The organism is Providencia sp. wls1922 (assembly GCF_009706505.1).
GTDB classification, from domain to species: Bacteria; Pseudomonadota; Gammaproteobacteria; order Enterobacterales; family Enterobacteriaceae; genus Providencia; species Providencia lanzhouensis.
Window position 1 is genome coordinate 21227 of sequence record NZ_WLUG01000027.1, and the last position, 22136, is coordinate 43362.

Consider the following 22136-nt stretch of genomic DNA (forward strand, 5'->3'; position numbering starts at 1 on the left):
TCACTATGTTACGTTAATTATAAAGTTGAAACTCATCCAAGGAATAGCGTGGTTTTTCCATCTTTATTTTCAAGTCATTGATCATTTTATTGACGTTAAATTTTTTATTAACATGATAACGGTTTTAATGTTTTGTATTTTTATATAAATAAATTTGTCGAATAATCATTTTATGAATATGGTTGAAAACCAGTAATAGCTAGCACTAAGTTAAATTTCATTAACAATTTTACAAAATTCACTGTGAGCTGATAAACATGGGGGATATTTCTCTTTTGAGATAATGATCACGGCATTTTGTTCTGCTAAAATGTAGACTCTCACACTCAAAATCCACTTTTAAAAATTACTTATAAAATTGCAAAACTGATTGAAAATGAATTTCATATTCATCTTAGTTTTATTTCCAATCAGATTGTTACGTATAAAACCATTATTAATGGCTAGACAGTGTATTAACCGATTGTTTATTTACTAACCATTAATTAAACCGTCGATTAATCGTACAAAAAGATTAAGAGCCTAGTGAAATAGGCACCCAATTTTTATTTTTTGACTTTTATTTTTGGAGACTATTATGGATACAACAAAAGTTGGTTCCATCAACAAAACAGCCTCGCAAACAGGGAATGCTACCGCTTGGCGTAAAACAGACACCGTGTGGATGCTCGGTCTTTATGGTACCGCCATCGGCGCTGGTGTTTTATTCTTGCCTATCAATGCGGGTATGAGTGGATTACTGCCAGTATTACTGATGTTAGTACTTGCTTTCCCAATGACATTTTTTGCTCACCGTGGTTTAACACGCTTTGTCCTTTCCGGTTCAAAGAAAGACGGTGACATTACCGAAGTGGTAGAAGAGCACTTTGGTCGTACAGCAGGTAACTGGATCACCCTGCTCTATTTCTTTGCAATTTATCCTATTTTGTTAGTTTATGGCGTTTCCATCACTAACAACGTTAACAAATTCCTGACTGAACTATTAGGCGTTGGTGCACCACCACGTTGGTTGCTGGCACTGATTTTAGTCGGTGGCGTCATGGCAATCGTGGCATTCGGTGAAAAATACATTGTTAAAGTCATGAGTATGCTGGTGTTCCCATTCATCGCCGTACTGGTCGCTTTCTCTCTGTATATGGTTCCACATTGGAGCACCGATGCTCTGAGCACATTATCTTTAGATAACGTGACTGAAGCGGCTAAAGCATCAGGTGGACAAAGCATTTGGATCACTATCTGGTTAACAATCCCAGTTATGGTTTTCGCGTTTAACCATTCACCAATCATCTCTGCTTTCTCTGTTGCAAAACGTGAAGAGTATGATGAAGCGGCTGAGAAAAAATGCTCACGCATTCTAGCTTCTGCACACATCCTGATGGTTCTGACTGTAATGTTCTTCGTCATCAGCTGTGTATTCACACTGTCTTCAGCTGACCTTGCTGCAGCTAAAGCGCAAAATATCAGTATCCTTGACTACCTGTCTGGCTATTTTGATCAGCCGTTCATCAAGTATGCCGCAGCTATCATCGCCTTTATCGCTATCATCAAATCATTCTTAGGCCACTACTTAGGTGCTCGTGAAGGTTTCAATGGTTTAGTTGAGCGTGCATATCGCGCAAAAGGCAAAACAGTTGATGTTAAAAAATTAAATCGTGGTACTGCACTGTTCATGTTAGTAACAACTTGGATTGTTGCAACATTGAACCCTGGTGTACTGGATATCATTGAAAGTCTGGGTGGCCCAGTTATCGCAATCCTGCTGTTCTTAATGCCAATGTATGCAATCAGCAAAGTTCCTGCGATGCGTAAATACTCCGGTAAACTCAGCAATATCTTCGTTGTCATCATGGGTCTGGTCGCTATCTCCGCTGCAACTTACAAGTTATTCTTCTAATTAAAAAAATTAGCAAATAATTAAGTAAATCTAAGCCCTCAATTAACCTATATCAATCTGGTTAATTGAGGGATCTTCTATAATCATCTTACTGACAACAAATACCCTGTAATTGCCAGTTTGATGGGGATCCTTCAATATAGGAAGACAGAATATGATTAGCGTATTCGACATTTTTAAAATCGGTATCGGACCATCCAGCTCACACACTGTCGGCCCTATGAAAGCCGGTAAGCAGTTTGTCGATGACCTCATCCAGCAAAATCTTCTCACTAAAACCACACGTATTTCCGTCGATGTTTATGGTTCTTTATCCCTAACAGGTAAAGGGCACGCCACCGATATGGCGATTATTATGGGTTTGGCGGGTAATCTGCCTGATACGATTGATATTGATGCTATCCCAGCATTTATGCGCAATGTTGAGCAAACTGGCAAACTGTTGCTGGCAAATGGTCAACATGAAGTCGATTTCCCAACGGAAGGTGGGATGAATTTCCATTCAACCAACCTACCATTACACGAAAACGGAATGACAATTACCGCATTTGATGACGATAACGTTCTGTATACCAAGAATTATTATTCTATTGGCGGTGGTTTTATCGTCGATGAAGAACATTTCGGTCAAGAAACTAAAAATGCGGTTCAAGTCCCTTACCCATACAAGTATGCAGCTGATTTACAAAAACACTGTAAAGAAACGGGATTATCTTTATCTGCATTAGTAATGCAAAACGAATTAGCCCTGCACAGCAAAGAAGAGATTTCTGACTATCTGGCTGCGGTGTGGGATGTCATGAAAGCCGGTATTGAACGTGGGGTGAGCACCGAAGGTTTATTACCAGGTCCACTGCGCGTTCCTCGCCGTGCAGCGGCATTACGCCGTCAATTAGTGACCTCTGACAATAACAATATTGACCCAATGGCAGTAATTGACTGGATCAATATGTACGCCCTTGCCGTCAATGAAGAGAACGCTGCGGGTGGCCGTGTTGTAACAGCCCCAACGAATGGTGCGTGTGGAATTATTCCTGCGGTATTGGCTTACTACGATAAGTTTATTCGCCCAGTCAACGAAAACTCTTATACCCGCTATTTCTTAGTTTCAGGCGTGATTGGTACGCTGTACAAAATGAATGCGTCCATCTCTGGTGCAGAAGTCGGTTGCCAAGGTGAAGTCGGCGTAGCCTGTTCCATGGCAGCTGCTGGTTTGGCAGAATTAATGGGAGGCAGCCCAGAGCAAGTGTGCGTCGCGGCGGAAATCGCCATGGAGCATAACTTAGGCTTAACCTGTGACCCTGTGGGTGGGCAAGTCCAAGTACCTTGCATCGAACGTAACGCAATTGCATCTGTTAAGGCTGTGAATGCTGCTCGTATGGCATTACGCCGTGTGAGTGCGCCAAGCGTGTGTCTCGATAAAGTCATCGAAACCATGTATGAAACAGGTAAAGATATCAACGCAAAATACCGTGAAACTTCCCAAGGCGGTTTGGCGATTAAGTTAGGGCACTGTGAATAGCTAATTGCTTTTTGACGATAAAAGGCCTGCAAATGCAGGCCTTTTGGTTACTGGCTAAGTATTATTAATGAAGTTGATATGGTGTTTTCGTTGAGACTAATGCACTAACAGTATCGGCAGCGCCTTTAACCGAATTTCCTACATCTAAAGCAGTAGCCTCAACAGGCTGAGTGAAAGTACTCATTCCTTCTGCTACTTTATTGGCGATCTGGTCAGCATCAATCTTAAACGTCACTTCATTATTAAGATTTATCTCATTATTAATATTTGTCTCATTATTAATATTTGTCTCATACGAATTACTAATGCTATCACCACCACGCATAGAACCTGAATTATCCCCTAAGTTTTGTGCAAATCCAGCAGATACATGACCACTTGGTGTTTTTGTCTCACGAGAGTACGAGACGGTTGTACGATTCGCTGTCGTAGTTTTAGACGACCCTGCTAAAACACCTTCACCTTGACTTTTCAACTCACCAATTTGCTTGAACACCTGTTCCAGCTCTCCAAGTTTATCGATGTCTTGACCAACAGTCTGCTCATAGCGAGCAAATTTTTCAGTCATTTCCTGTTGCTTCAGACTTATCTCCTTTAATTCCAATTCTGCCGTTTTTTCATTCACTTCTAAAACTTTAATTCTCGCCTCCAGGCTATCCATTCTAGCTTGACTCTTAGACTGATTATCAGATTTACTATCTAGATCGGCCTGTAACTTGCGAGCATCCCTTTCTAAACGCAGTATTTTAGGATTCGTATCTGCTTTAGCTTTTCCTTCACTTTCAAACTTGAGCTTCAAAGCGTCAACTTCTTTTTGCTTGCCGTCAATCTTGGTATTAATATTAGCAATATCTGTTGTTTGTTTTTTATTACGAGCTTCTTGGGTTGCAAATCGCACTTTCAATTCTTCTTTCTCAGCATTCATTTTTTCTCCCAGCTGTTTGACCTGTTCTTGGTTTTTATCAAACTGAGTTTTGAGTTCTGCTATCTCAACACGTTGAGCATCCATACCTACATTAAGTTTCTTTGCCTCCGCTTGCGTCTGTTTCACCTCATCTTTTAGTGACTTCATATCTCCTTCAATTTGCATAAAACGCTGTTTTGTCTCATCCGATTGATCAGCTTGATCTCCTAACGCTTTCTGCTGCTTTTGTAATTCTGATAATTGATTATTTTTTTTAGTAACCTCTTCATCTATCATCGCCAATTGCTTTTGCATTCCTTTATATTCATCAAGACCACGTTGCAATTCACGAATAGCATTACCGCCCTTAATAAAAGAATTTTCATGGTTAACAGAACCAAATTCATTCGTTGCGGAACCACCATTAAGTTCATTGTTATTTAAACCATGGTTGGTACTATTCCCTCCCACAACTTCCCCATTATTTAAGCCATCATTACGTGCAATTCCTCCTTGCATTTTGTGTTTATTGATATTCATGTTCAGTGTATTACCACCATTCACTGAACCGCCCCCGTTACCGGAATCAACCGCATCACCGGATTTCATAACACCACTATTTTCACCGCGATTATCCGCACGACCACCATTAACACTGTTTTCCCCAATCCCTTTGGTATTTTTTTGCAAGGACAGCTGATGCATTCTTTCTTCCATGGAAATGCCCATTGATAATTCTCCATTTCAATTAATTAAATTAATAAATATATTATGAAATTGCATGAGATAATTTCAGCCATTGATATTTAAATAACAGTAAAATAGTTAGCTCTCAAACAATTAAAATGATTATTAAATTGAATAGAAAATATTTCAATTGAAGTTTATCTGTAAATTTATTTAATGTTATTCATTACAAAAAAAAAGAGACCTCATAAAGAGGTCTCCATATATTAATTTGATAATTAGGTTTTAATCATCCAAAAATAGCATTCCACCAGCCAGTAATGGTTTTCATGATGTAATCCCAAATACGACCGACAAACCCCGCTTCCTCTACGGCTTGTTTTGCAACCAGTGGGTGCTGCTCAATCACTTCACCATTAAGAATAAAGTTAATCGTGCCCACTTTTTGGTTTAATGCTAAAGGTGCTTCAAGGGAGTCATTATCCAGTTTGATATCCACTTTTAGGTTTTGTAACTGACCTTTTGGAATAGTCACTGCCACATCTTTTTCGACCCCTAAAGGCACTTCCGAAATGTCACCAAACCAAACACGTTGTTTCTGTAAAACAGCATCCCCTTTAATCGGCGTCACTGTTTCGAAGAAACGGAAGCCCCAAGTGAGTAACTTTTCACTTTCAGAAAAACGAACGCGGTCACTTGGAGCACCTAAAACAACTGAAATCAAACGCATAGGACCATCGGTTGCTGATGCGACTAGGTTATGACCCGCCCCGCTGGTATGTCCTGTTTTCACGCCATCAACATGGAGATTTTGGCTCCACAATAAACGGTTACGGTTAGGTTGACGGATATTATTGAACGTAAACTCTTTCTCTTTATGCAATACATATTCATCAGGTACATCGCGGATCAGCGCTTGCGCTAACACAGCCATATCCCGAGCGGTACTGTATTGCCCTTCAGAATCTAAACCATGTACGGTTTTAAAATGGGTATTGGTTAAGCCAATTTTTTGGACGTAGCCATTCATCAGGTCAACAAAAGATTCTTGGCTCCCCGCAACGTGCTCAGCCAAGGCAATACTGGCATCATTCCCAGATTGAATTACCACGCCTTTATTTAAATCCAATACCGAAACACGGTCTTTCGGTTTCAAAAACATCAAGGAAGAACCTTTTAAAATAGGGTTTCCTGTCGCCCATGCGGCTTCACTCACTGTCACCATATCTTGCGGTGTAATTTTCCCTGCTTTGACCGCTTGCCCGACCACATAGCTAGTCATGATCTTGGTTAGACTTGCAGGATCCAAACGCTCATCAGGGTTACCCGATGCCAAAATTTTACCGCTGTTATAATCCATTAATACAAACGCTTTTGCGTCAACCTGTGGAGCAACTGGTGTCTGAGCTGCATAACTACTTGTGCTCATCACAACGAATAGACTGAACCCGATACCTGTTCCTCTAATTGCTGAGGACAATGTTGTTTTATTCATTGGTTACTCCTTTACTATTAGTGTTGCTATTACCATTCAAAGCGTTCATCACAATCAAACCATGTTTAATAAAATATTCACTAGAAACCAAAAATGCAGTCAAATTCATCGAGATACTGCAAAATATTACGCTAATTAAAGTCCCCCTATACCCTAAACAAAATAAGTGATGATGACCACCGCAATTAATAAATAATAAAGTTTCTCAATTCATTAATTTCATCTATCTTGTTTAGGTCAAAAATACCGTCTTTAAGTTAAAACATAGTCATGGGAGATTCCAATGTTAACTGTCTGGGGACGTACTAACTCTTCAAACGTGAAAAAAGTACTGTGGTGCTTGAAAGAGCTGAATATTCCTTATAATCAAAAAGATGTTGGTGGCCCATTCGGTGGTGTTGATACACCTGAATATAAGAAAATGAATCCAAACAGCACAATTCCAACTTTACAGGATGAAGGCTTTACCCTGTGGGAATCCAATGCAATTTTACGTTACCTTACGGAAAAGTATGATCACTCTCACCTATTGTTAGCCCGTGATCTGCAAGAAAAAGCGGCTGCTGATAAATGGATGGATTGGAGCAGCGCTAATTTGTTTGACCATATCAAGCAGATGATGAACAAAATCGTTCGCGTTCCTGAAGCCGATAGAGACCCGGCTCAAGCCAAAGTCATTTATCAAAATATCGAAAAACTGCTGAAAATTGCGGATGATGCTCTGGCGACTCAAGCCTATTTTAGCGGAGATAAATTTGGTATTGCAGATATTGCCATAGCGCCACTGTTCTACCCATGGCATGAAATTGTGACAGAACGCCCTGAATTTCCTCATTTAGAGCGCTGGTATCAAACACTGACCAAGCGTCCTGCGTTCCAAGAAATTGTGATGTTACCTATCAAATAAGCATTTAGCGTGGCGTTCGTATTGAGCGCCACGGATTTTATTTAACTCATCGGCATATAAAGTGGGTGAGTAAACTCATACTCAAACCCCATTTCTTGGCAAATTCGATTTCCATCGATTGTTTTCCCTGTCGCTTCATGCTCTTCAAGCGCAAATTCTGGCGGAGTTAAGCCTAATGACTTTGCTGCTTCAGTGTAAAACTCCCGACGCGTCGGGTGCTCAGGCGCACATAAATTATAGGTATGTCCACCATTGGATTGCTGGATCAACAACAAAATTGCGGCGATCACATCATCTTGATGCACCATATTTACAGGCTGATTAGCCCCTTTGACTTGTTGTTTCCCTGCTAAGAAGCGACCTGCATGGCGCTTTTCACCCACAAGACCAGCTAATCGTAGTACGTCCACCTGAATATTGGGTAAATCATGCAGCCATTGCTCAACCGCAATTAACGCTTGTGCTGAGGCGGTTTCACCAAGTAACGGCGCATCTTCATTAATGACTCCATCCACATCACCATAGACAGAAGTCGATGATGTAAAGATAACCCGAGGAATTTGATAGCTAATCGCGCTATCAACTAATTGCTCAATCGCCACAATATACTCAGAAAGGCTGACTTTTGATGGCGGTAATAAAATTACCATCACCTCCGCCTCCTCCATTAATTCACATAAATCTTCGGTATCGCATTGTAATTCTGGCGTCAATTGCAGTTGATAACAGTCAATACCAACCCTTTTGGCAGCTTCAACACCATCCAAACTCGTTTTCGTTCCTGCGACCGTCATTCCCTGCGCCATCAAGCGACTCGCTAAAGGAACCCCTAACCAACCTAAACCAATAATGGTGATTTTTTTCATAAGACTGTCCCGCATCCTGAGAAAGTGATTGCATCAATGCCTCATAGATTAGCTGAAAATCATTCAACTTCCGAAGCTATTTTCCAAGGGATTAATCACTATAAAAAACCGGGAACTAATTATTATGAGTTATTTTGAAAAAAAGGGTTGCATTCATAGTGTAAAATCGGATAGCTTGATTAGTATTGAATGTTTAAGCAATTATCCAAATAACTAAACGGAAGCTATTATGACTCGTATTTCACGCAACCATCATCATCACCATCATCCTGATTAGTCTTTCGGGCGATGTGTGCTGGAAGACGATCAACGACTCTTCCGGTGGCTGAAATGCGAATTGAGAAAACCCTCGGAAGATTATCTTCCGAGGGTTTTTTTATTATTAATCAAAAAGATATTTTTGGGATGTGGAGCAAAATTATGTTGGACAAATCACGTTTACGTATCGCAATACAGAAATCAGGACGTCTAAGCGAAGAGTCAAGGGAGCTACTGGCTCGCTGCGGCATTAAAATCAATTTACAACAGCAGCGACTGATTGCTTATGCAGAAAATATGCCTATTGATTTACTTCGTGTACGTGATGACGATATCCCGGGACTGGTAATGGACGGTGTGGTTGACCTCGGTATCATTGGCGAAAACGTACTGGAAGAAGAAGTATTAAGCCGCCAAGCTCGCGGTGAAAATCCGCAATTTACCACTCTACGTCGCCTTGATTTTGGTGGCTGCCGCCTCTCTTTAGCCGCGCCATTAGACTTCAATTATACCGGGGCAGAATGCTTGAATGGATCTCGTGTTGCGACATCTTACCCGTACCTACTGAAACGCTATTTTGATGAAAAAGGCGTGACATTCAAATCTTGCTTACTGAACGGTTCAGTCGAAGTCGCACCACGCGCTGGTTTAGCCGATGCCATTTGTGACCTCGTTTCTACAGGCGCAACCCTTGAAGCAAACGGCTTAAAAGAAGTGGAAGTCATCTACCGCTCAAAAGCGTGCTTAATCCAGCGTGACGGTGAAATGTCTGCCGATAAGCAACAGTTAATTGACCGCATGATGACGCGTATTCAAGGTGTTATCCAAGCACGCGAATCAAAATACATTATGTTGCATGCTCCGGGTGAAAAACTCGAAGAGATCATCGCACTGTTACCGGGTGCTGAGCGACCAACTATTTTGCCATTAGCAGGGGATCAAAGCCGTGTTGCAATGCACATGGTCAGCTCAGAAACCCTATTCTGGGAAACCATGGAAAAACTGAAATCCTTGGGCGCAAGTTCAATTCTTGTTTTACCAATTGAAAAAATGATGGAGTAATTCGCCATGGAACTGGGATTCAATCAACCAATTCGCTGGTCAGACTGCCTTGAAGAGCAGCAAGAAGCTTTACTGATGCGCCCTGCTATTGCCGCCTCTGGCAACATTAGCGCCGCGGTCAGTCAAATTATTGACCAAGTGCGTACAGAGGGAGATGCAGCCCTCATCGCCCTGAGCCAACGTTTTGATAAAACAGACATTACCTCTGTTCGTGTTTCACAAGAAGCCGTTGATGAAGCCCAAGCTCGCCTTGGCGATGACATTAAAGCGGCAATGAACACGGCGATTGGCAATATTCGCCGCTTCCATGAAGCCCAAAAACCTGCGCCGATCACTGTTGAAACTCAAGCAGGTGTGATTTGCCAACAAGTGACCCGCCCGATTGATTCTGTTGGGCTGTATATTCCAGGCGGCTCCGCACCGTTGCTCTCCACTGTCATGATGCTGGGAACGCCTGCAAATATCGCCGGATGCCGCAACATTATTCTCTGCTCACCTCCACCGATTGCAGACGAAATTTTATATGCAGCCAAACTATGTGGCATTACTGACATTTTCCAAGTTGGTGGCGCCCAAGCTATTGCTGCAATGGCATTTGGTACCCAAAGTATTCCGAGCGTTGATAAAATTTTTGGACCGGGCAATGCCTATGTAACGGAAGCCAAACGACAAGTTAGCCAAAGCTACCAAGGTGCGGCTATTGATATGCCAGCGGGGCCATCCGAAGTACTAGTGATTGCCGATAGCCAAGCTAACCCTGCATTTACGGCATCGGATTTACTCTCCCAAGCAGAACACGGGCCAGATTCTCAAGTCATTTTGCTCACCGACGACGCGGATTTTGCACAGCGCGTTATTGAAGAGACTGAAAAACAACTGACGGCGTTATCTCGTGCATCTATTGCGCGTGAAGCGCTCAGCGCAAGCCGAGTGATCATCGCGGACTCTATCAACCAATGTGTTGAAATCAGTAACCGCTACGGACCTGAACACTTGATTTTGCAAACTCGCAATGCCGATGATTTGGTTGAGTCTATCACCAGTGCAGGATCGGTATTTGTGGGAGATTGGTCCCCTGAATCCGCTGGGGATTACGCTTCCGGCACCAACCACGTATTACCAACTTATGGTTACACATCAACCTATTCAAGCCTTGGTTTAGCCGATTTTATGAAGCGAATGACAGTCCAAAAACTGTCGGCTCAAGGGTTACTAGGATTAGCCAACACCATAGAAACTTTGGCACAAGCGGAACAGCTGACTGCCCACAAAAACGCCGTTACCTTACGAGTCACCGAACTAAAAAAACAAAATCAGGAGTGAACTATGAGCCAGACGTTTAACGCAGCCAGCCTTGCACGCGAAAATGTAAAAGTAATGACCCCGTATATGTCCGCCCGTCGTCTTGGGGGAAATGGAGATGTATGGCTCAACGCCAACGAATACCCAACGGCGCCAGATTATCAGTTTATTGAACGCAATCTTAACCGTTACCCAGAGGCACAACCTGCTGGTGTGATTAACAATTATGCCGCCTATGCAGGGTTATCTCCTGAGCAAGTATTAGTGTGCCGTGGCGCGGATGAATCTATCGAACTATTGATCCGTGCATTTTGCGAACCCGGTAAAGATGCGGTGATGTTCTGCCCACCAACATACGGTATGTACAGCGTCAGCGCGGAAACCTTTGGTGTAGAACAGAAAAAAATTCTGGCGTTGCCAGATTGGTCACTGAATGTCGCCGCTATCCGCGAAAACTTATCGAATACCAAGCTGATTTACATCTGTAGCCCAAATAACCCGACGGGCAATATCATCGATAATAAAGCGCTGCTGGAAGTATTAGAAATGGCGGCTGACCGTGCGCTGGTGGTCGTCGATGAAGCTTATATTGAGTTTTGCCCTGAGTTCAGCGTCGCTAGCTGGCTTGCCAAATACCCAAATTTAGTAATTTTAAGAACCTTATCAAAGGCTTTTGCACTGGCGGGCTTACGCTGTGGATTTACCTTAGCATCCCCTGAAGTAATTGAAGTTTTACTGAAAGTCATCGCCCCCTATCCGCTCTCTACCCCTGTGGCGCTGATAGCAGAAAAAGCCCTGAATGCTGATGGCATCGCCACCATGAAAAAGCGCGTGTTAGAAATTCGCGAGAATCGCATTGCGCTTTCAGAGGCATTGCGTGAATTGTCTGTCGTTGAAACCGTCTACCCAAGTGAAACCAACTATATTCTGGTGCGTTTTACCGATGGCGCTAAAGTGTTTAAAGCCCTGTGGGATCAAGGCATTATTTTACGCGACCAAAGCAAGCAACCGGGGTTGGTCAACTGCCTGCGTATCACCATTGGTACCGAAATTGAAAACGTCCGCGTTATTGAAGCAATTAAAGCACTTTGCTAATTAGGAAATAGTCATGAGCCAGAAAATTCTTTTTATCGACCGTGATGGAACATTAATTACCGAACCACCGACAGATTATCAAGTGGATAGCCTCAGTAAGCTCGCCTTTGAAAATGATGTCATTCCAAGCCTATTAGCACTGCAAAAAGCCAATTATCGCTTAGTAATGATCACCAACCAAGACGGTTTAGGCACCAAGAGCTTCCCCACGGAAGATTTCAATCCACCACACAATTTAATGATGCAGGTGTTTGAATCTCAAGGTATCCGTTTTGATGATGTGCTGATTTGCCCACACATGCCTGCAGACAATTGCAGCTGTCGTAAACCAAAAACTAAGCTGGTAGAAAGCTACCTCAATGACGGTGTTCTCGATATCGAAAACAGCTATGTCATTGGCGACCGCGAGACAGATATTCAGCTTGCCCAAAATATGGGGATTAAAGGGCTACGTTACAGTGCAAAAGAGCTGAATTGGAATACCATCACCAACCAACTCACTAAGCGTAACCGCTACGCCTTAGTCGAGCGCGTAACCAAAGAGACCAACATCCAAGTGGAAGTGTGGCTTGACCAAGAAGGCGGTAGCAAAATCAACACTGGCGTTGGCTTCTTTGACCACATGTTGGACCAAATCGCCACCCACGGCGGCTTCCGCTTGCGCATTGAAGTTAATGGGGATCTCTTTATTGACGACCACCACACCGTCGAAGATACCGGCTTGGCGTTAGGCGAAGCACTACGCGTCGCACTCGGAGACAAACGTGGCATTGCCCGTTTTGGTTTCGTATTACCGATGGACGAATGCCAAGCACGCTGTGCACTGGATATTTCTGGGCGTCCGCACCTTGAATACAAAGCAGAATTTAAATATCAGCGAGTTGGCGACCTGAGTACCGAGATGATTGAGCACTTCTTCAGTTCGTTATCCTATGCGATGGGCTGCACGCTACACCTGAAAACGAAAGGGAAAAACGATCACCACAAAGCGGAAAGCCTGTTTAAAGTTTTTGGTCGTACCTTACGCCAAGCGATTCGCGTTGAAGGGGATTCCTTGCCAAGTTCGAAAGGAGTTCTGTAATGAAGGTTGTGATCCTCGATACCGGCTGTGCAAACTTAGCGTCCGTCGCCTATGCCGTTAAGCGCCTAGGTTATGACCCAATTGTGAGCCGCGACACAAACACTATTTTACAAGCAGACAGAGTCTTTCTACCGGGTGTTGGCACCGCCAGCGCAGCCATGGAAAAACTGGCTGAGCGTGAACTCATTCCGTTAATTAAAGCACTAACCCAACCCGTTTTGGGTATCTGCCTTGGAATGCAATTACTCGGCAGTATCAGTGAAGAAGGTCAAACAGAAATTCCACTGTTAGGATTGATCGACAGCTCCGTTCGCAAAATGGATGCAAACGGCTTACCTGTCCCTCACAGTGGCTGGAATCAAGTGAAAGCACTCGCGGGCAATCCCCTGTTTAAGGGGATAAGCGACGATGCCTATTTTTATTTCGTACACAGCTATTCAATGCCTATTTCCGCCAACACCATCGCGCAAACACAATATGGCAACCTGTTTAGTAGTGCCGTGAATAAAGATAATTTCTATGGCGTGCAGTTCCACCCAGAACGTTCGGGTGCTGCGGGTGCTCGCTTGATCCAAAACTTCTTGGAGATGTAAAAACCATGATTATTCCAGCATTAGACTTAATTGATGGCACCGTAGTGCGTTTACATCAAGGGGATTACGCCAAACAAACGGACTATGGCACAGATCCACTCCCTCGCTTACAAGATTATGAAAAGCAAGGGGCAAAACTGCTGCACTTAGTGGATTTAACGGGCGCTAAAGATCCACAGAAACGCCAAATTCCTCTGCTGAAAAAACTATTGGCAGGCGTGACCGTTCCGGTGCAAGTTGGGGGCGGAATTCGTACTGAAGAAGATGTCAAAGCGCTGTTAGATGCTGGTGCGACTCGCGTGGTGATTGGCTCGACGGCAGTGACCCAACCAGAGTTAGTCAAAACGTGGTTCCAACGTTATGGTGGCGACGCTATCGTACTGGCGCTGGATGTTCGTATTAATGCCCAAGGCATCAAAGAGATTGCCATTAGTGGTTGGCAAGAAAACTCAAACTTATCCCTTGAACAAGCTATTGAAATGTATCGCCCTTATGGCTTAAAACATGTGCTATGCACCGATATTTCAAAAGATGGCACGCTGGCGGGTTCCAATGTGGATTTATACCGCGAAATCAGCCAAAAATTCCCTGATATCGAGGTGCAAGCCTCTGGCGGAATTGGTAATTTAAACGATATCGCCGCACTACCAGCTTCTGGCGCAGCAGGCGTGATTGTGGGTCGCGCATTATTAGAAGGTAAATTTACCGTAACGGAGGCAATCCAATGCTGGCAAAACGCATAATTCCTTGTTTGGATGTCCGTGACGGACAAGTGGTTAAAGGGGTGCAATTTCGCAACCATGAAATCATCGGTGATATCGTTCCACTGGCTCAACGCTATGCCCAAGAAGGTGCTGACGAGTTAGTTTTCTATGATATCACAGCCTCATCTGACGGGCGTGTTGTCGATAAAAGCTGGGTCGCCAAAGTGGCCGAAGTGATTGATATTCCATTCTGCGTTGCGGGTGGGATCAAAAGTGTCGAAGACGCCGCGCAAATCCTCTCTTTTGGTGCGGATAAAATTTCTATCAACTCCCCTGCGCTGTCCGACCCTACACTGATTAGCCGCCTGGCTGATCGCTTTGGCGTTCAGTGTATTGTGGTCGGTATCGACACCTGGTTTGATGCGCAGACCAATGAATACTTAGTTTATCAATTCACTGGCGATGAAAAACGCACAACCCAAACCCGCTGGAAAACCCTTGATTGGGTGAAAGAGGTTCAGGAGCGTGGCGCTGGAGAAATTGTTCTCAATATGATGAACCAAGACGGTGTACGTCAAGGTTACGATCTGGTACAACTGAAAAAAGTTCGTGAAGTGTGCCAAGTTCCACTGATCGCCTCCGGCGGCGCAGGGGAAAAAATCCACTTCCTAGACGCCTTTACTGACGCAGGTGTCGATGGCGCTTTAGCCGCTTCGGTGTTCCACAAGCAGATTATTAACATCGGTGACTTAAAGCAGTACTTAGCAGAAAATGGAGTTCAAATTAGAGTATGTTAACCACAGAACAATGTAATCAGCTTGCATGGCAAAAAGTCGATAACCTGATGCCCGTCATCGTTCAGCACGCTATTTCTGGCGATATTCTGATGTTAGGTTATATGAACCAAGAAGCGCTACAAGTCACCTTAGAGTGTCGTAAAGTCACCTTTTTCTCTCGCACCAAACAACGTTTGTGGACCAAAGGGGAAACCTCCAACAACTTCCTGAATTTGGTAGATATTGTTGCTGACTGCGATAACGATACGCTACTTGCCATGGCTCTGCCTGATGGTCCCACCTGCCATAACGGCACCACCAGCTGCTTTGCACCGGCTCAAAGCGAATGGGGCTTTTTATATGAATTAGAAACCTTACTGAAAGAGCGCAAAAATGCCTCCCCAGAAAGTTCATATACTGCCCGCCTGTATGCTAGCGGCACCAAGCGTATTGCACAAAAAGTGGGTGAAGAAGGCGTTGAAACTGCACTCGCTGCCACGGTTAATGACCGCGAAGAGCTAACCAACGAAGCCGCCGATTTGATGTATCACTTAATGGTTTTACTGCAAGATCAAGACCTTGATTTAACTGCCATTATCAAACGTTTGAAAGAGCGCCATCAGTAACTTGCTTAAGGGTAACTATTTTATGATAGCTGCCCTTACTTTCTTCTCACGTCATTGTTTCTCTCTCTGAACTTGTTATCATTCCCCTCATTTAATGTGGATTTTAGAAGGAGCTCGTTGTGTCTGACAATGGCGTTTTTACACAATTAACCCAATTACTGAATAGCAAAAATGCTAAGTATCGCGTGATGGAACACCCAACGGCGGGAAAATCTGAAGAAGTGGCAAAAATCCGCGGAACACAGCTAGGTCAAGGCGCTAAAGGGTTAGTCTGTCATGTGAAAGGAAATGGTATTCGCCAGCATGTTTTAGCCATCTTACCTGCTGATCAACAAGCAGATTTAGGTAAAATTACCAAAGCCATTGGCGGTACTCGTGCCTCATTAGCTAGCCCAAAAGAGGTCGATGAACTCACTCACTGTGTCTTCGGCGCTATCCCGCCATTTAGCTTTCATCCATCACTGAAGCTTATCGCTGACCCCTACCTGTTTACCCGCTTTGATGAACTCGCGTTTAATGCGGGAAGCCTAGAGCGCTCAATTATTCTTAATACCCAAGATTACCAGCGTATCGCTTCACCCACTTTAATCGAGTTTATTCGCACAAATGATGAATAACCCATCACTCTGATTGATAAGGAGCCACCATCATCAGCTGGCTCCTAAATGACACTCAACGCGGTTTATCCAAATAATAGGCAGCGATAGTTTCAACAATAATCTGCTCATTGGGTACAACATCATAATCTGGAATGGTAGCAATGAAATTTACCGTTTGTTTTGGTTTAATTGAGCTAGTCACTCTATAGTTTGTTTCCCCAATAAACACGCCATCTTTCAGTAGTTCAAATCGAATATAGGTCTGATATAAAACAACATTTGAAACATTCGTAATGTTGCCAATTATCTCAGGATAATCCAGTTGATCATTATATTTAATTTCAATCTGACTGATATTAATCGGTGCGGGATATGCGACCGCTTTTTCCGAGGATGCATAAAGAAAAGAAGAAAAATAGCTACTAATAATGGAAACCAACAAAATACAACGATAAGAAGCCAGTAAATGAAAAATACGACAAGTTAATTTTTTCATAGGCGTTGACTCAAATTAAAACTGCATGAGTTTGATACTGCATGAGCAAACCTAACACCTAACTGCTTAATTAACGTACTCGTATTATGATAATAAAAAAACCGAAATAGTCACAAAATGATGGGTAATTAATCCTAAAAAGGGCTATCTCGCGATAACCCTTCAAGTTGAAAAAAGAGATTTTAAGTACTATGTCCGATTAATGAGTTTGGTCATACTGCTCACTAGCCTCTTTTAATGCCAGAAAATCTGAGCTGCAAATAAACGCTTTCAATGCTTCGAATTTATCTTCATGCCACTCATAAATCTTCAGCACTAATAATTGCTCGATTACATCAGGGGAAAAGCGTGTATTAATGGGCTTTGCAGGGTTACCGCCTACAATAGTGTAAGGCGCTACATCTTTAACCACAACGCTGTTCGCCGCAATCACCGCACCTTCGCCTATATGAACGCCCGGCATGACAAATGCCCGCATCCCAATCCAAACGCCATCACTAATAATGGTATCGCCTTTACCAACATAGGCTTCTTCAATATGCTCAAGAAAAGGATACAAACAGAACCAATCTAATCGATGGGTATGATTTCCCCCCATCAAAATAACGGCTTCAGCCCCAATACACACATAATCACCAATATAGAGTTGGTCTACATCCCAAGCTAATTGCCAATCTCGGCTCTGTTCATCGCCTTGTAAATAACGCACGACAGACTGTTCAAAACCATCATCCCAGCAATCACTATAATAACTGTGACGTCCTTTAATATGGATATTGGGGTTTTGAACAACTTCATGTAATAACTGCGTTTTCGACCAATGTTTATTTTTCATGGTAAATAACCTTCAAATCAGTATTTAATTACCATAGAACGCATTCTATGGTGATGTAATTGCGTTCACACTACATCACCACTAACCGATCCTCGGCTGCTTTAACAGTGGATTATTCATCATATCGGTTACTCTATTTTTTCTATTACAGCAGCGCGTTTTATACTGGTTTTTCTTGCAACTAATCCGAAAACACATCCCGCTAGCATTACCAACGCAAGGGACAATTTTGGCGCAATTGGTAACGCAATTGCACATAACCCTAATACAGCGCCACCCGCCATTTGCACAAACCCGACTAATGCAGAAGCCGCTCCCGCTTCGTTACCAAAAGGTTCCAATGCATAGCTGGTCGCGGTACCCATCATAAAGGCAAGCCCAGTACAGGCGCAGGCTACTGGCAGCATATACACTGACCAATGGGTTTGTGTTTCAGGTGAAAGCACCATCAAACCGAATAATAAACCGATGCAGCCGAGTGCCATCATGACACTACCAATAGATAAACACGCTGGACGCCCCATTTTTCGAATGCAGTAATTCGCGATATAACTCGCCAGCATGATCCAGAAGCCATTGACACCAAAGACAATGGAAAATTCGAGAGGCGATAGCTTAGCATCCCCCATTAATACGCTAGGAGCTAAAGAGACATACGTCAGTGCCATGCCCATTGCGCCAGCATTGACTAACGCGAAAATCAAAAAATGCTCGCTGGTTAAAATTCGAAAATAGCTCTTAAATTGAAGCTTTTTAACCTGTTGTAAACTGGATGGGCGTGTTTCTGGTAGGAAAAATAGAATCAGCAAGAAAATTGCCACAGCGTAAATCGCTAAGAACCAAAATGGCGCTCGCCAGCCCCACGCCTCCGCCAGTAATCCCCCTAATAAAGGTGCCAAGGCTGGCACAATATTAAGTGTTCCGTTTAAAAAACCAAATGCTCGTGCGGCTTCAGTCCCATTCATACGGTCGCGGACACAGCTAAATGCCACCACGGAGGTGCAGCACACAGCCACCCCTTGCAACAATCGGGAAGCAATAAATAGCCCTGCCGTCGTTGAGAATGCCGCAACAATGGATCCAGCCAAATAAATCGCTAAGCCAATGATAGCGATAGGCTTTCGACCAAATCTATCGACTAGAGGTCCTGAAATTAGCTGCCCTATCCCTAAGACTAAAATAAATAACCCAATTGTGGATTGGATTATGGACTCGCTACTCCCTAAATCTTTAGCGATAGCCGGAATAGTCGGTAAATACAGGTCTATCCCAAGAGGCCCTAATAGGACTAAAAGTAATAATAAAGCGAGAAATTTATGCATATGACCGATTCTGAACAGGTGAGTTATCGATAGCGATTTTGAAAATGGCTATCGATAATATCAGAATTTCTGCATAGATATCGAATCTTATCGATACTTGGTAATTGCATGAACCACTTCAGTGCCTCTTATCGGTTGCAAATCATCATTATCAATCAAAATGCGAATATCTTTTGGTAATAACGATTCATTCAACAAACGATTCACAGTACGCTGGTTGTCAATCCGATAAATGGTATATCGAATTAGTTGAGTGGAGCCTAAATTATCAAAATAATAATATTCATTCCCTTTTTTCCATACCTGACCAAATCTGTGATGATCTAAATCCCCCACCTTTTCCCAAGGTGCGCTATTCGTCTCATTGAAACGATAAATTTTTGTACTCCGTGAAATTAACCCCGGATTTTTATTCGTTCCCCAAATCTCAGAATCCTGTAGATAATAAGTTTGGTTATTATGAGTGAATACTAAGGGAGCTATTTCCTTTAATTCGCCATCAATAAATGGATTCGCCCCTGCTCGAACAATAATTTCTTTTTCTCTATGGTAGAAAAATACGCCATCTTTAGAGAGAAATAACGCTTGATTCACATGCTGGCTATTACGACTTATTAGTAGGTAAGGCGCATGTTCCTCAGGGAATAAAATGTCATTCATTGCCACATTGCCAGATTGTGGATCAATCAAATAACCCTCTTGAAATAACCCATCCAGTATCAAACTGTATAAACCTGAATGACTCTTTATTGGCAATCTATATTGGTCATAATAGACGTTCAGATTATCACGATAAAAATGAAGGCTATCTCTCACGGAACCATCATCCTGAAGGGAGCCAATATCTTGTAGGGTCGCAGGGTCAGCATCTGGCATATATTCCCCTTGATAAAAAACGCGCTGTCCATCTGTTGCCAAATAACGTAACAATAATGATTGATATGGTGTCGATGATGCAGGAAGTGGTTTCATCGGGTAAATATAGGTTTGTGGTTTATCCCCTAAATCCCAACCATATAACCAAGACTGAAATAATTCATCCATTGTTGAAAGCTCATAATTCCTTACTGAGCCCATTGAACAATATACGGTCTGATTTCCATCGGTAAAATAGTTATTTCCCAGCGATTTTGCACTGTTCGGATTAAATGCAGGGATTAGCAAATTTCCACAATAAGCATGGTTTTTATCGATCGCAAACTGACGTTCATAATAAGTACCTTCCGGTAATAATTTAAAACTTGCAGGATCGGCATCCTTCATCAGATAAAAGCCATTGCTCGGCACACTCGCATAAACTTTATCATTATAAATAACGTAAATACTGTAACCGACTTTTTCGCCCTTACTGTCAACTTCATGATATGGCTCGTCATTCATTGATAATATCATTCCTGATATAAGCGCTATCGAGACGAGAAGAGTGACACCAACTACCATTAAACTTATCGTTTTGGATTTCATGCTGTGAAATACCTATTTTGTTTTTTTAATCTATTTTTGTCTGGATATTCAACGGGAAAAGCGTGAGGAAAGAAATACTCGAAGTCTGAAAGTGTATAAAAAGTTAAAAATAAAAAAGGCGCTCGATTGAGCACCTTTTTTCACTTACGGAAGATAACCTTGCGGTTTATTCTTATTCCATCCACTCAGTGTGGAAAACGCCTTCTTTATCAGTACGTTTATAAGTATGAGCACCAAAGTAGTCACGCTGCGCTTGAATTAAGTTCGCAGGCAGCACCGCTGATCGGTAGCTATCGTAGTAAGAGATAGCCGCTGAGAATGTTGGTGTTGGGATACCGTTTTGAACACCGTAGCAGACAACATCACGCAGAGCTTGTTGGTACTCATCTGCGATTTGCTTGAAGTAAGGTGCTAACAGTAGGTTTGCGATCTGTGCATTGTCATTGTATGCATCAGTGATTTTTTGCAGGAACTGCGCACGGATGATACAGCCAGCACGGAAGATTTTCGCGATTTCGCCGTAGTTCAGATCCCAGTTGTACTCATCTGACGCTGCTTTCAATTGCTGGAAGCCTTGAGCGTAAGAAACGATTTTACCTAAGTAAAGTGCACGGCGTACTTTCTCGATAAAGACTTTTTTATCGCCTTCAACCGTTTTCAGTACTGGGCCAGTTAAAACTTTAGATGCGGCAACACGTTGGTCTTTCAGGAAAGAGATATAACGCGCAAAGACAGATTCAGTGATCAACGTCAGTGGGATGCCAAGATCTAAAGCGCTTTGGCTAGTCCATTTACCTGTACCTTTGTTAGCCGCTTCATCTAAAATTACATCAACCAGATATTTACCTTCTTCATCTTTTTTCTTGAAGATATCCGCTGTAATTTCAATTAAGTAGCTGCTCAGTTCGCCTTGGTTCCACTCGGAGAACGTTTCCGCCAGCTCTTCATTGCTCAGGTTCAGAGAACCTTTTAATAAAGAGTAAGCTTCAGCGATTAATTGCATGTCACCGTATTCAATACCGTTGTGAACCATTTTCACATAATGACCGGCTCCGTCTGGACCAATGTAAGTCACACACGGTTCGCCTTCCGCTTTCGCTGCAATCTCTTTTAAGATTGGGGCAACTAATTCGTACGCTTCTTTTTGTCCACCAGGCATGATTGAAGGGCCTTTCAGTGCGCCTTCTTCACCACCGGAAACACCTGTACCGATGAAGTTGAATCCTTGTTCTGACAATTCGCGATTACGACGGATAGTGTCTTTGTACAGCGTGTTACCACCATCGATTAAAATGTCGCCTTTGTCTAAATGTGGCGTTAATGCAGCAATAGTTTTGTCTGTTGCTTCACCCGCTTTAACCATCAACAGGATGCGGCGTGGTTTTTCCAGAGAGTCGACAAACTCTTCAATCGTGTAGTTGGGAACTAATTTTTTCCCTGGATTTTCGGCAATGACTTCATCAGTTTTATCTTTTGAACGGTTAAAAATAGAGACTGAATAACCGCGACTTTCGATGTTCAGGGCTAAGTTGCGACCCATGACCGCCATTCCGACAACACCAATCTGCTGCTTTGACATGAAAAACTCCTGTCTGATTAGGACCAAGTCAGCCTCGATTGTGCTGACATTCTGTTAACGGGATCACAT

General features: G+C 42.9%; 20 protein-coding genes and 1 other annotated feature. Of the genes, 12 read left to right on the top strand and 8 right to left on the bottom strand.

Translation table 11 applies throughout. The features are described from left to right. Positions 1-577 precede the first annotated feature (577 nt). Both GKR71_RS01250 and GKR71_RS01255 read left to right on the top strand, forming a co-directional pair. Positions 578-1894: a serine/threonine transporter gene (locus GKR71_RS01250; RefSeq protein ID WP_108478971.1), complete on the top strand. Its 1317-nt coding sequence runs from the start codon at positions 578-580 to the stop codon at positions 1892-1894. A gap of 154 nt (positions 1895-2048) precedes the next feature. Next, positions 2049-3416, top strand: coding sequence for an L-serine ammonia-lyase (locus GKR71_RS01255; RefSeq protein WP_036951897.1), 1368 nt, complete (start codon positions 2049-2051; stop codon positions 3414-3416). A 64-nt stretch (positions 3417-3480) separates the two neighbouring features. On the opposite strand, the gene GKR71_RS01260 is transcribed toward GKR71_RS01255, so the two are convergent. Together GKR71_RS01260 and GKR71_RS01265 are read right to left on the bottom strand one after the other, a co-directional pair. Continuing rightward, complete coding sequence (locus GKR71_RS01260) at positions 3481-5049, bottom strand: hypothetical protein (RefSeq protein WP_154633844.1); 1569 nt, start codon at positions 5047-5049, stop codon at positions 3481-3483. A 247-nt stretch (positions 5050-5296) separates the two neighbouring features. Beyond that, positions 5297-6502, bottom strand: a complete 1206-nt coding sequence (locus GKR71_RS01265; RefSeq protein WP_154599918.1) for a serine hydrolase — start codon at positions 6500-6502, stop codon at positions 5297-5299. 283 nt (positions 6503-6785) lie between these two features. Between GKR71_RS01265 and GKR71_RS01270 the strand changes: the two genes are divergently transcribed. Further along, positions 6786-7409 (top strand): glutathione S-transferase family protein, encoded by a 624-nt coding sequence (locus tag GKR71_RS01270; protein WP_036951905.1) that lies wholly within the window; start codon positions 6786-6788, stop codon positions 7407-7409. Positions 7410-7450: 41 nt separating this feature from the next. Here GKR71_RS01270 and GKR71_RS01275 read toward each other — a convergent pair whose 3' ends face one another. Continuing rightward, the gene (locus GKR71_RS01275; RefSeq protein WP_036951908.1) at positions 7451-8275 is read right to left on the bottom strand and encodes an SDR family oxidoreductase; all 825 of its coding nucleotides are present in this window, start codon (positions 8273-8275) and stop codon (positions 7451-7453) included. 252 nt (positions 8276-8527) lie between these two features. Beyond that, positions 8528-8655 (top strand) — a sequence feature (His leader region). A gap of 40 nt (positions 8656-8695) precedes the next feature. On the opposite strand from GKR71_RS01275, the gene hisG reads away from it, so the two are divergent. From hisG to GKR71_RS01320, 9 genes are all read left to right on the top strand, one after another. Further along, the gene (hisG, locus tag GKR71_RS01280; protein ID WP_036952018.1) at positions 8696-9595 is read left to right on the top strand and encodes an ATP phosphoribosyltransferase; all 900 of its coding nucleotides are present in this window, start codon (positions 8696-8698) and stop codon (positions 9593-9595) included. Between the two features lie 6 nt (positions 9596-9601). Then, positions 9602-10918, top strand: a complete 1317-nt coding sequence (gene hisD, locus GKR71_RS01285) for a histidinol dehydrogenase (protein ID WP_036951911.1) — start codon at positions 9602-9604, stop codon at positions 10916-10918. 3 nt (positions 10919-10921) lie between these two features. Then, positions 10922-11992: a histidinol-phosphate transaminase gene (gene hisC / locus GKR71_RS01290; protein WP_036951914.1), complete on the top strand. Its 1071-nt coding sequence runs from the start codon at positions 10922-10924 to the stop codon at positions 11990-11992. A 13-nt stretch (positions 11993-12005) separates the two neighbouring features. Continuing rightward, positions 12006-13073 carry a bifunctional histidinol-phosphatase/imidazoleglycerol-phosphate dehydratase HisB gene (gene hisB, locus GKR71_RS01295; RefSeq protein WP_036951917.1) on the top strand — a complete coding sequence of 356 codons (1068 nt, stop codon included), beginning with the start codon at positions 12006-12008 and terminating at the stop codon, positions 13071-13073. Further along, a complete protein-coding gene (hisH, locus tag GKR71_RS01300) occupies positions 13073-13666 on the top strand; it encodes an imidazole glycerol phosphate synthase subunit HisH (protein ID WP_154633845.1) in 594 nt (197 codons plus the stop codon). Before hisB ends, hisH begins: the two co-directional genes overlap by 1 nt. Before the next feature lie 5 nt (positions 13667-13671). Then, positions 13672-14409: a 1-(5-phosphoribosyl)-5-[(5-phosphoribosylamino)methylideneamino]imidazole-4-carboxamide isomerase gene (gene hisA, locus GKR71_RS01305; RefSeq protein ID WP_036951923.1), complete on the top strand. Its 738-nt coding sequence runs from the start codon at positions 13672-13674 to the stop codon at positions 14407-14409. Then, positions 14391-15167: an imidazole glycerol phosphate synthase subunit HisF gene (gene hisF, locus GKR71_RS01310; RefSeq protein WP_154633846.1), complete on the top strand. Its 777-nt coding sequence runs from the start codon at positions 14391-14393 to the stop codon at positions 15165-15167. Before hisA ends, hisF begins: the two co-directional genes overlap by 19 nt. Next, entirely contained in the window at positions 15161-15772 is a 612-nt protein-coding gene (hisIE, locus tag GKR71_RS01315) for a bifunctional phosphoribosyl-AMP cyclohydrolase/phosphoribosyl-ATP diphosphatase HisIE (RefSeq protein ID WP_154633847.1), read from the top strand. The genes hisF and hisIE overlap by 7 nt, the downstream gene beginning before the upstream one ends. 188 nt (positions 15773-15960) lie before the next feature. After that, positions 15961-16389: a YbaK/prolyl-tRNA synthetase associated domain-containing protein gene (locus tag GKR71_RS01320; protein ID WP_230084997.1), complete on the top strand. Its 429-nt coding sequence runs from the start codon at positions 15961-15963 to the stop codon at positions 16387-16389. Positions 16390-16444: 55 nt separating this feature from the next. Here the strand turns inward: GKR71_RS01320 and GKR71_RS01325 are convergent, their stop codons facing one another. The 5 genes from GKR71_RS01325 to gndA all read right to left on the bottom strand — a co-directional run bounded on the left by GKR71_RS01325 (position 16445) and on the right by gndA (position 22067). Next, positions 16445-16867, bottom strand: coding sequence for an FxLYD domain-containing protein (locus GKR71_RS01325; RefSeq protein ID WP_036951934.1), 423 nt, complete (start codon positions 16865-16867; stop codon positions 16445-16447). 199 nt (positions 16868-17066) lie between these two features. Further along, entirely contained in the window at positions 17067-17702 is a 636-nt protein-coding gene (locus GKR71_RS01330; RefSeq protein WP_154599915.1) for a CatB-related O-acetyltransferase, read from the bottom strand. 128 nt (positions 17703-17830) lie between these two features. Continuing rightward, positions 17831-19024 (bottom strand): multidrug effflux MFS transporter, encoded by a 1194-nt coding sequence (locus GKR71_RS01335; protein WP_036951940.1) that lies wholly within the window; start codon positions 19022-19024, stop codon positions 17831-17833. Between the two features lie 87 nt (positions 19025-19111). Then, positions 19112-20404 (bottom strand): DKNYY domain-containing protein, encoded by a 1293-nt coding sequence (locus GKR71_RS01340; protein WP_230084995.1) that lies wholly within the window; start codon positions 20402-20404, stop codon positions 19112-19114. Between the two features lie 256 nt (positions 20405-20660). Continuing rightward, positions 20661-22067 carry an NADP-dependent phosphogluconate dehydrogenase gene (gene gndA, locus GKR71_RS01345; protein WP_108478980.1) on the bottom strand — a complete coding sequence of 469 codons (1407 nt, stop codon included), beginning with the start codon at positions 22065-22067 and terminating at the stop codon, positions 20661-20663. Positions 22068-22136: the final 69 nt, after the last annotated feature.

Coding starts and splice junctions, on each gene's coding strand:
- GKR71_RS01250 (WP_108478971.1), top strand. CDS start 578: ATGGATACAACAAAAGTTGGTTCCATCAACAAAACAGCCTCGCAAACA.
- GKR71_RS01255 (WP_036951897.1), top strand. CDS start 2,049: ATGATTAGCGTATTCGACATTTTTAAAATCGGTATCGGACCATCCAGC.
- GKR71_RS01260 (WP_154633844.1), bottom strand. CDS start 5,049: ATGGGCATTTCCATGGAAGAAAGAATGCATCAGCTGTCCTTGCAAAAA.
- GKR71_RS01265 (WP_154599918.1), bottom strand. CDS start 6,502: ATGAATAAAACAACATTGTCCTCAGCAATTAGAGGAACAGGTATCGGG.
- GKR71_RS01270 (WP_036951905.1), top strand. CDS start 6,786: ATGTTAACTGTCTGGGGACGTACTAACTCTTCAAACGTGAAAAAAGTA.
- GKR71_RS01275 (WP_036951908.1), bottom strand. CDS start 8,275: ATGAAAAAAATCACCATTATTGGTTTAGGTTGGTTAGGGGTTCCTTTA.
- hisG (WP_036952018.1), top strand. CDS start 8,696: ATGTTGGACAAATCACGTTTACGTATCGCAATACAGAAATCAGGACGT.
- hisD (WP_036951911.1), top strand. CDS start 9,602: ATGGAACTGGGATTCAATCAACCAATTCGCTGGTCAGACTGCCTTGAA.
- hisC (WP_036951914.1), top strand. CDS start 10,922: ATGAGCCAGACGTTTAACGCAGCCAGCCTTGCACGCGAAAATGTAAAA.
- hisB (WP_036951917.1), top strand. CDS start 12,006: ATGAGCCAGAAAATTCTTTTTATCGACCGTGATGGAACATTAATTACC.
- hisH (WP_154633845.1), top strand. CDS start 13,073: ATGAAGGTTGTGATCCTCGATACCGGCTGTGCAAACTTAGCGTCCGTC.
- hisA (WP_036951923.1), top strand. CDS start 13,672: ATGATTATTCCAGCATTAGACTTAATTGATGGCACCGTAGTGCGTTTA.
- hisF (WP_154633846.1), top strand. CDS start 14,391: ATGCTGGCAAAACGCATAATTCCTTGTTTGGATGTCCGTGACGGACAA.
- hisIE (WP_154633847.1), top strand. CDS start 15,161: ATGTTAACCACAGAACAATGTAATCAGCTTGCATGGCAAAAAGTCGAT.
- GKR71_RS01320 (WP_230084997.1), top strand. CDS start 15,961: ATGGAACACCCAACGGCGGGAAAATCTGAAGAAGTGGCAAAAATCCGC.
- GKR71_RS01325 (WP_036951934.1), bottom strand. CDS start 16,867: ATGAAAAAATTAACTTGTCGTATTTTTCATTTACTGGCTTCTTATCGT.
- GKR71_RS01330 (WP_154599915.1), bottom strand. CDS start 17,702: ATGAAAAATAAACATTGGTCGAAAACGCAGTTATTACATGAAGTTGTT.
- GKR71_RS01335 (WP_036951940.1), bottom strand. CDS start 19,024: ATGCATAAATTTCTCGCTTTATTATTACTTTTAGTCCTATTAGGGCCT.
- GKR71_RS01340 (WP_230084995.1), bottom strand. CDS start 20,404: ATGAATGACGAGCCATATCATGAAGTTGACAGTAAGGGCGAAAAAGTC.
- gndA (WP_108478980.1), bottom strand. CDS start 22,067: ATGTCAAAGCAGCAGATTGGTGTTGTCGGAATGGCGGTCATGGGTCGC.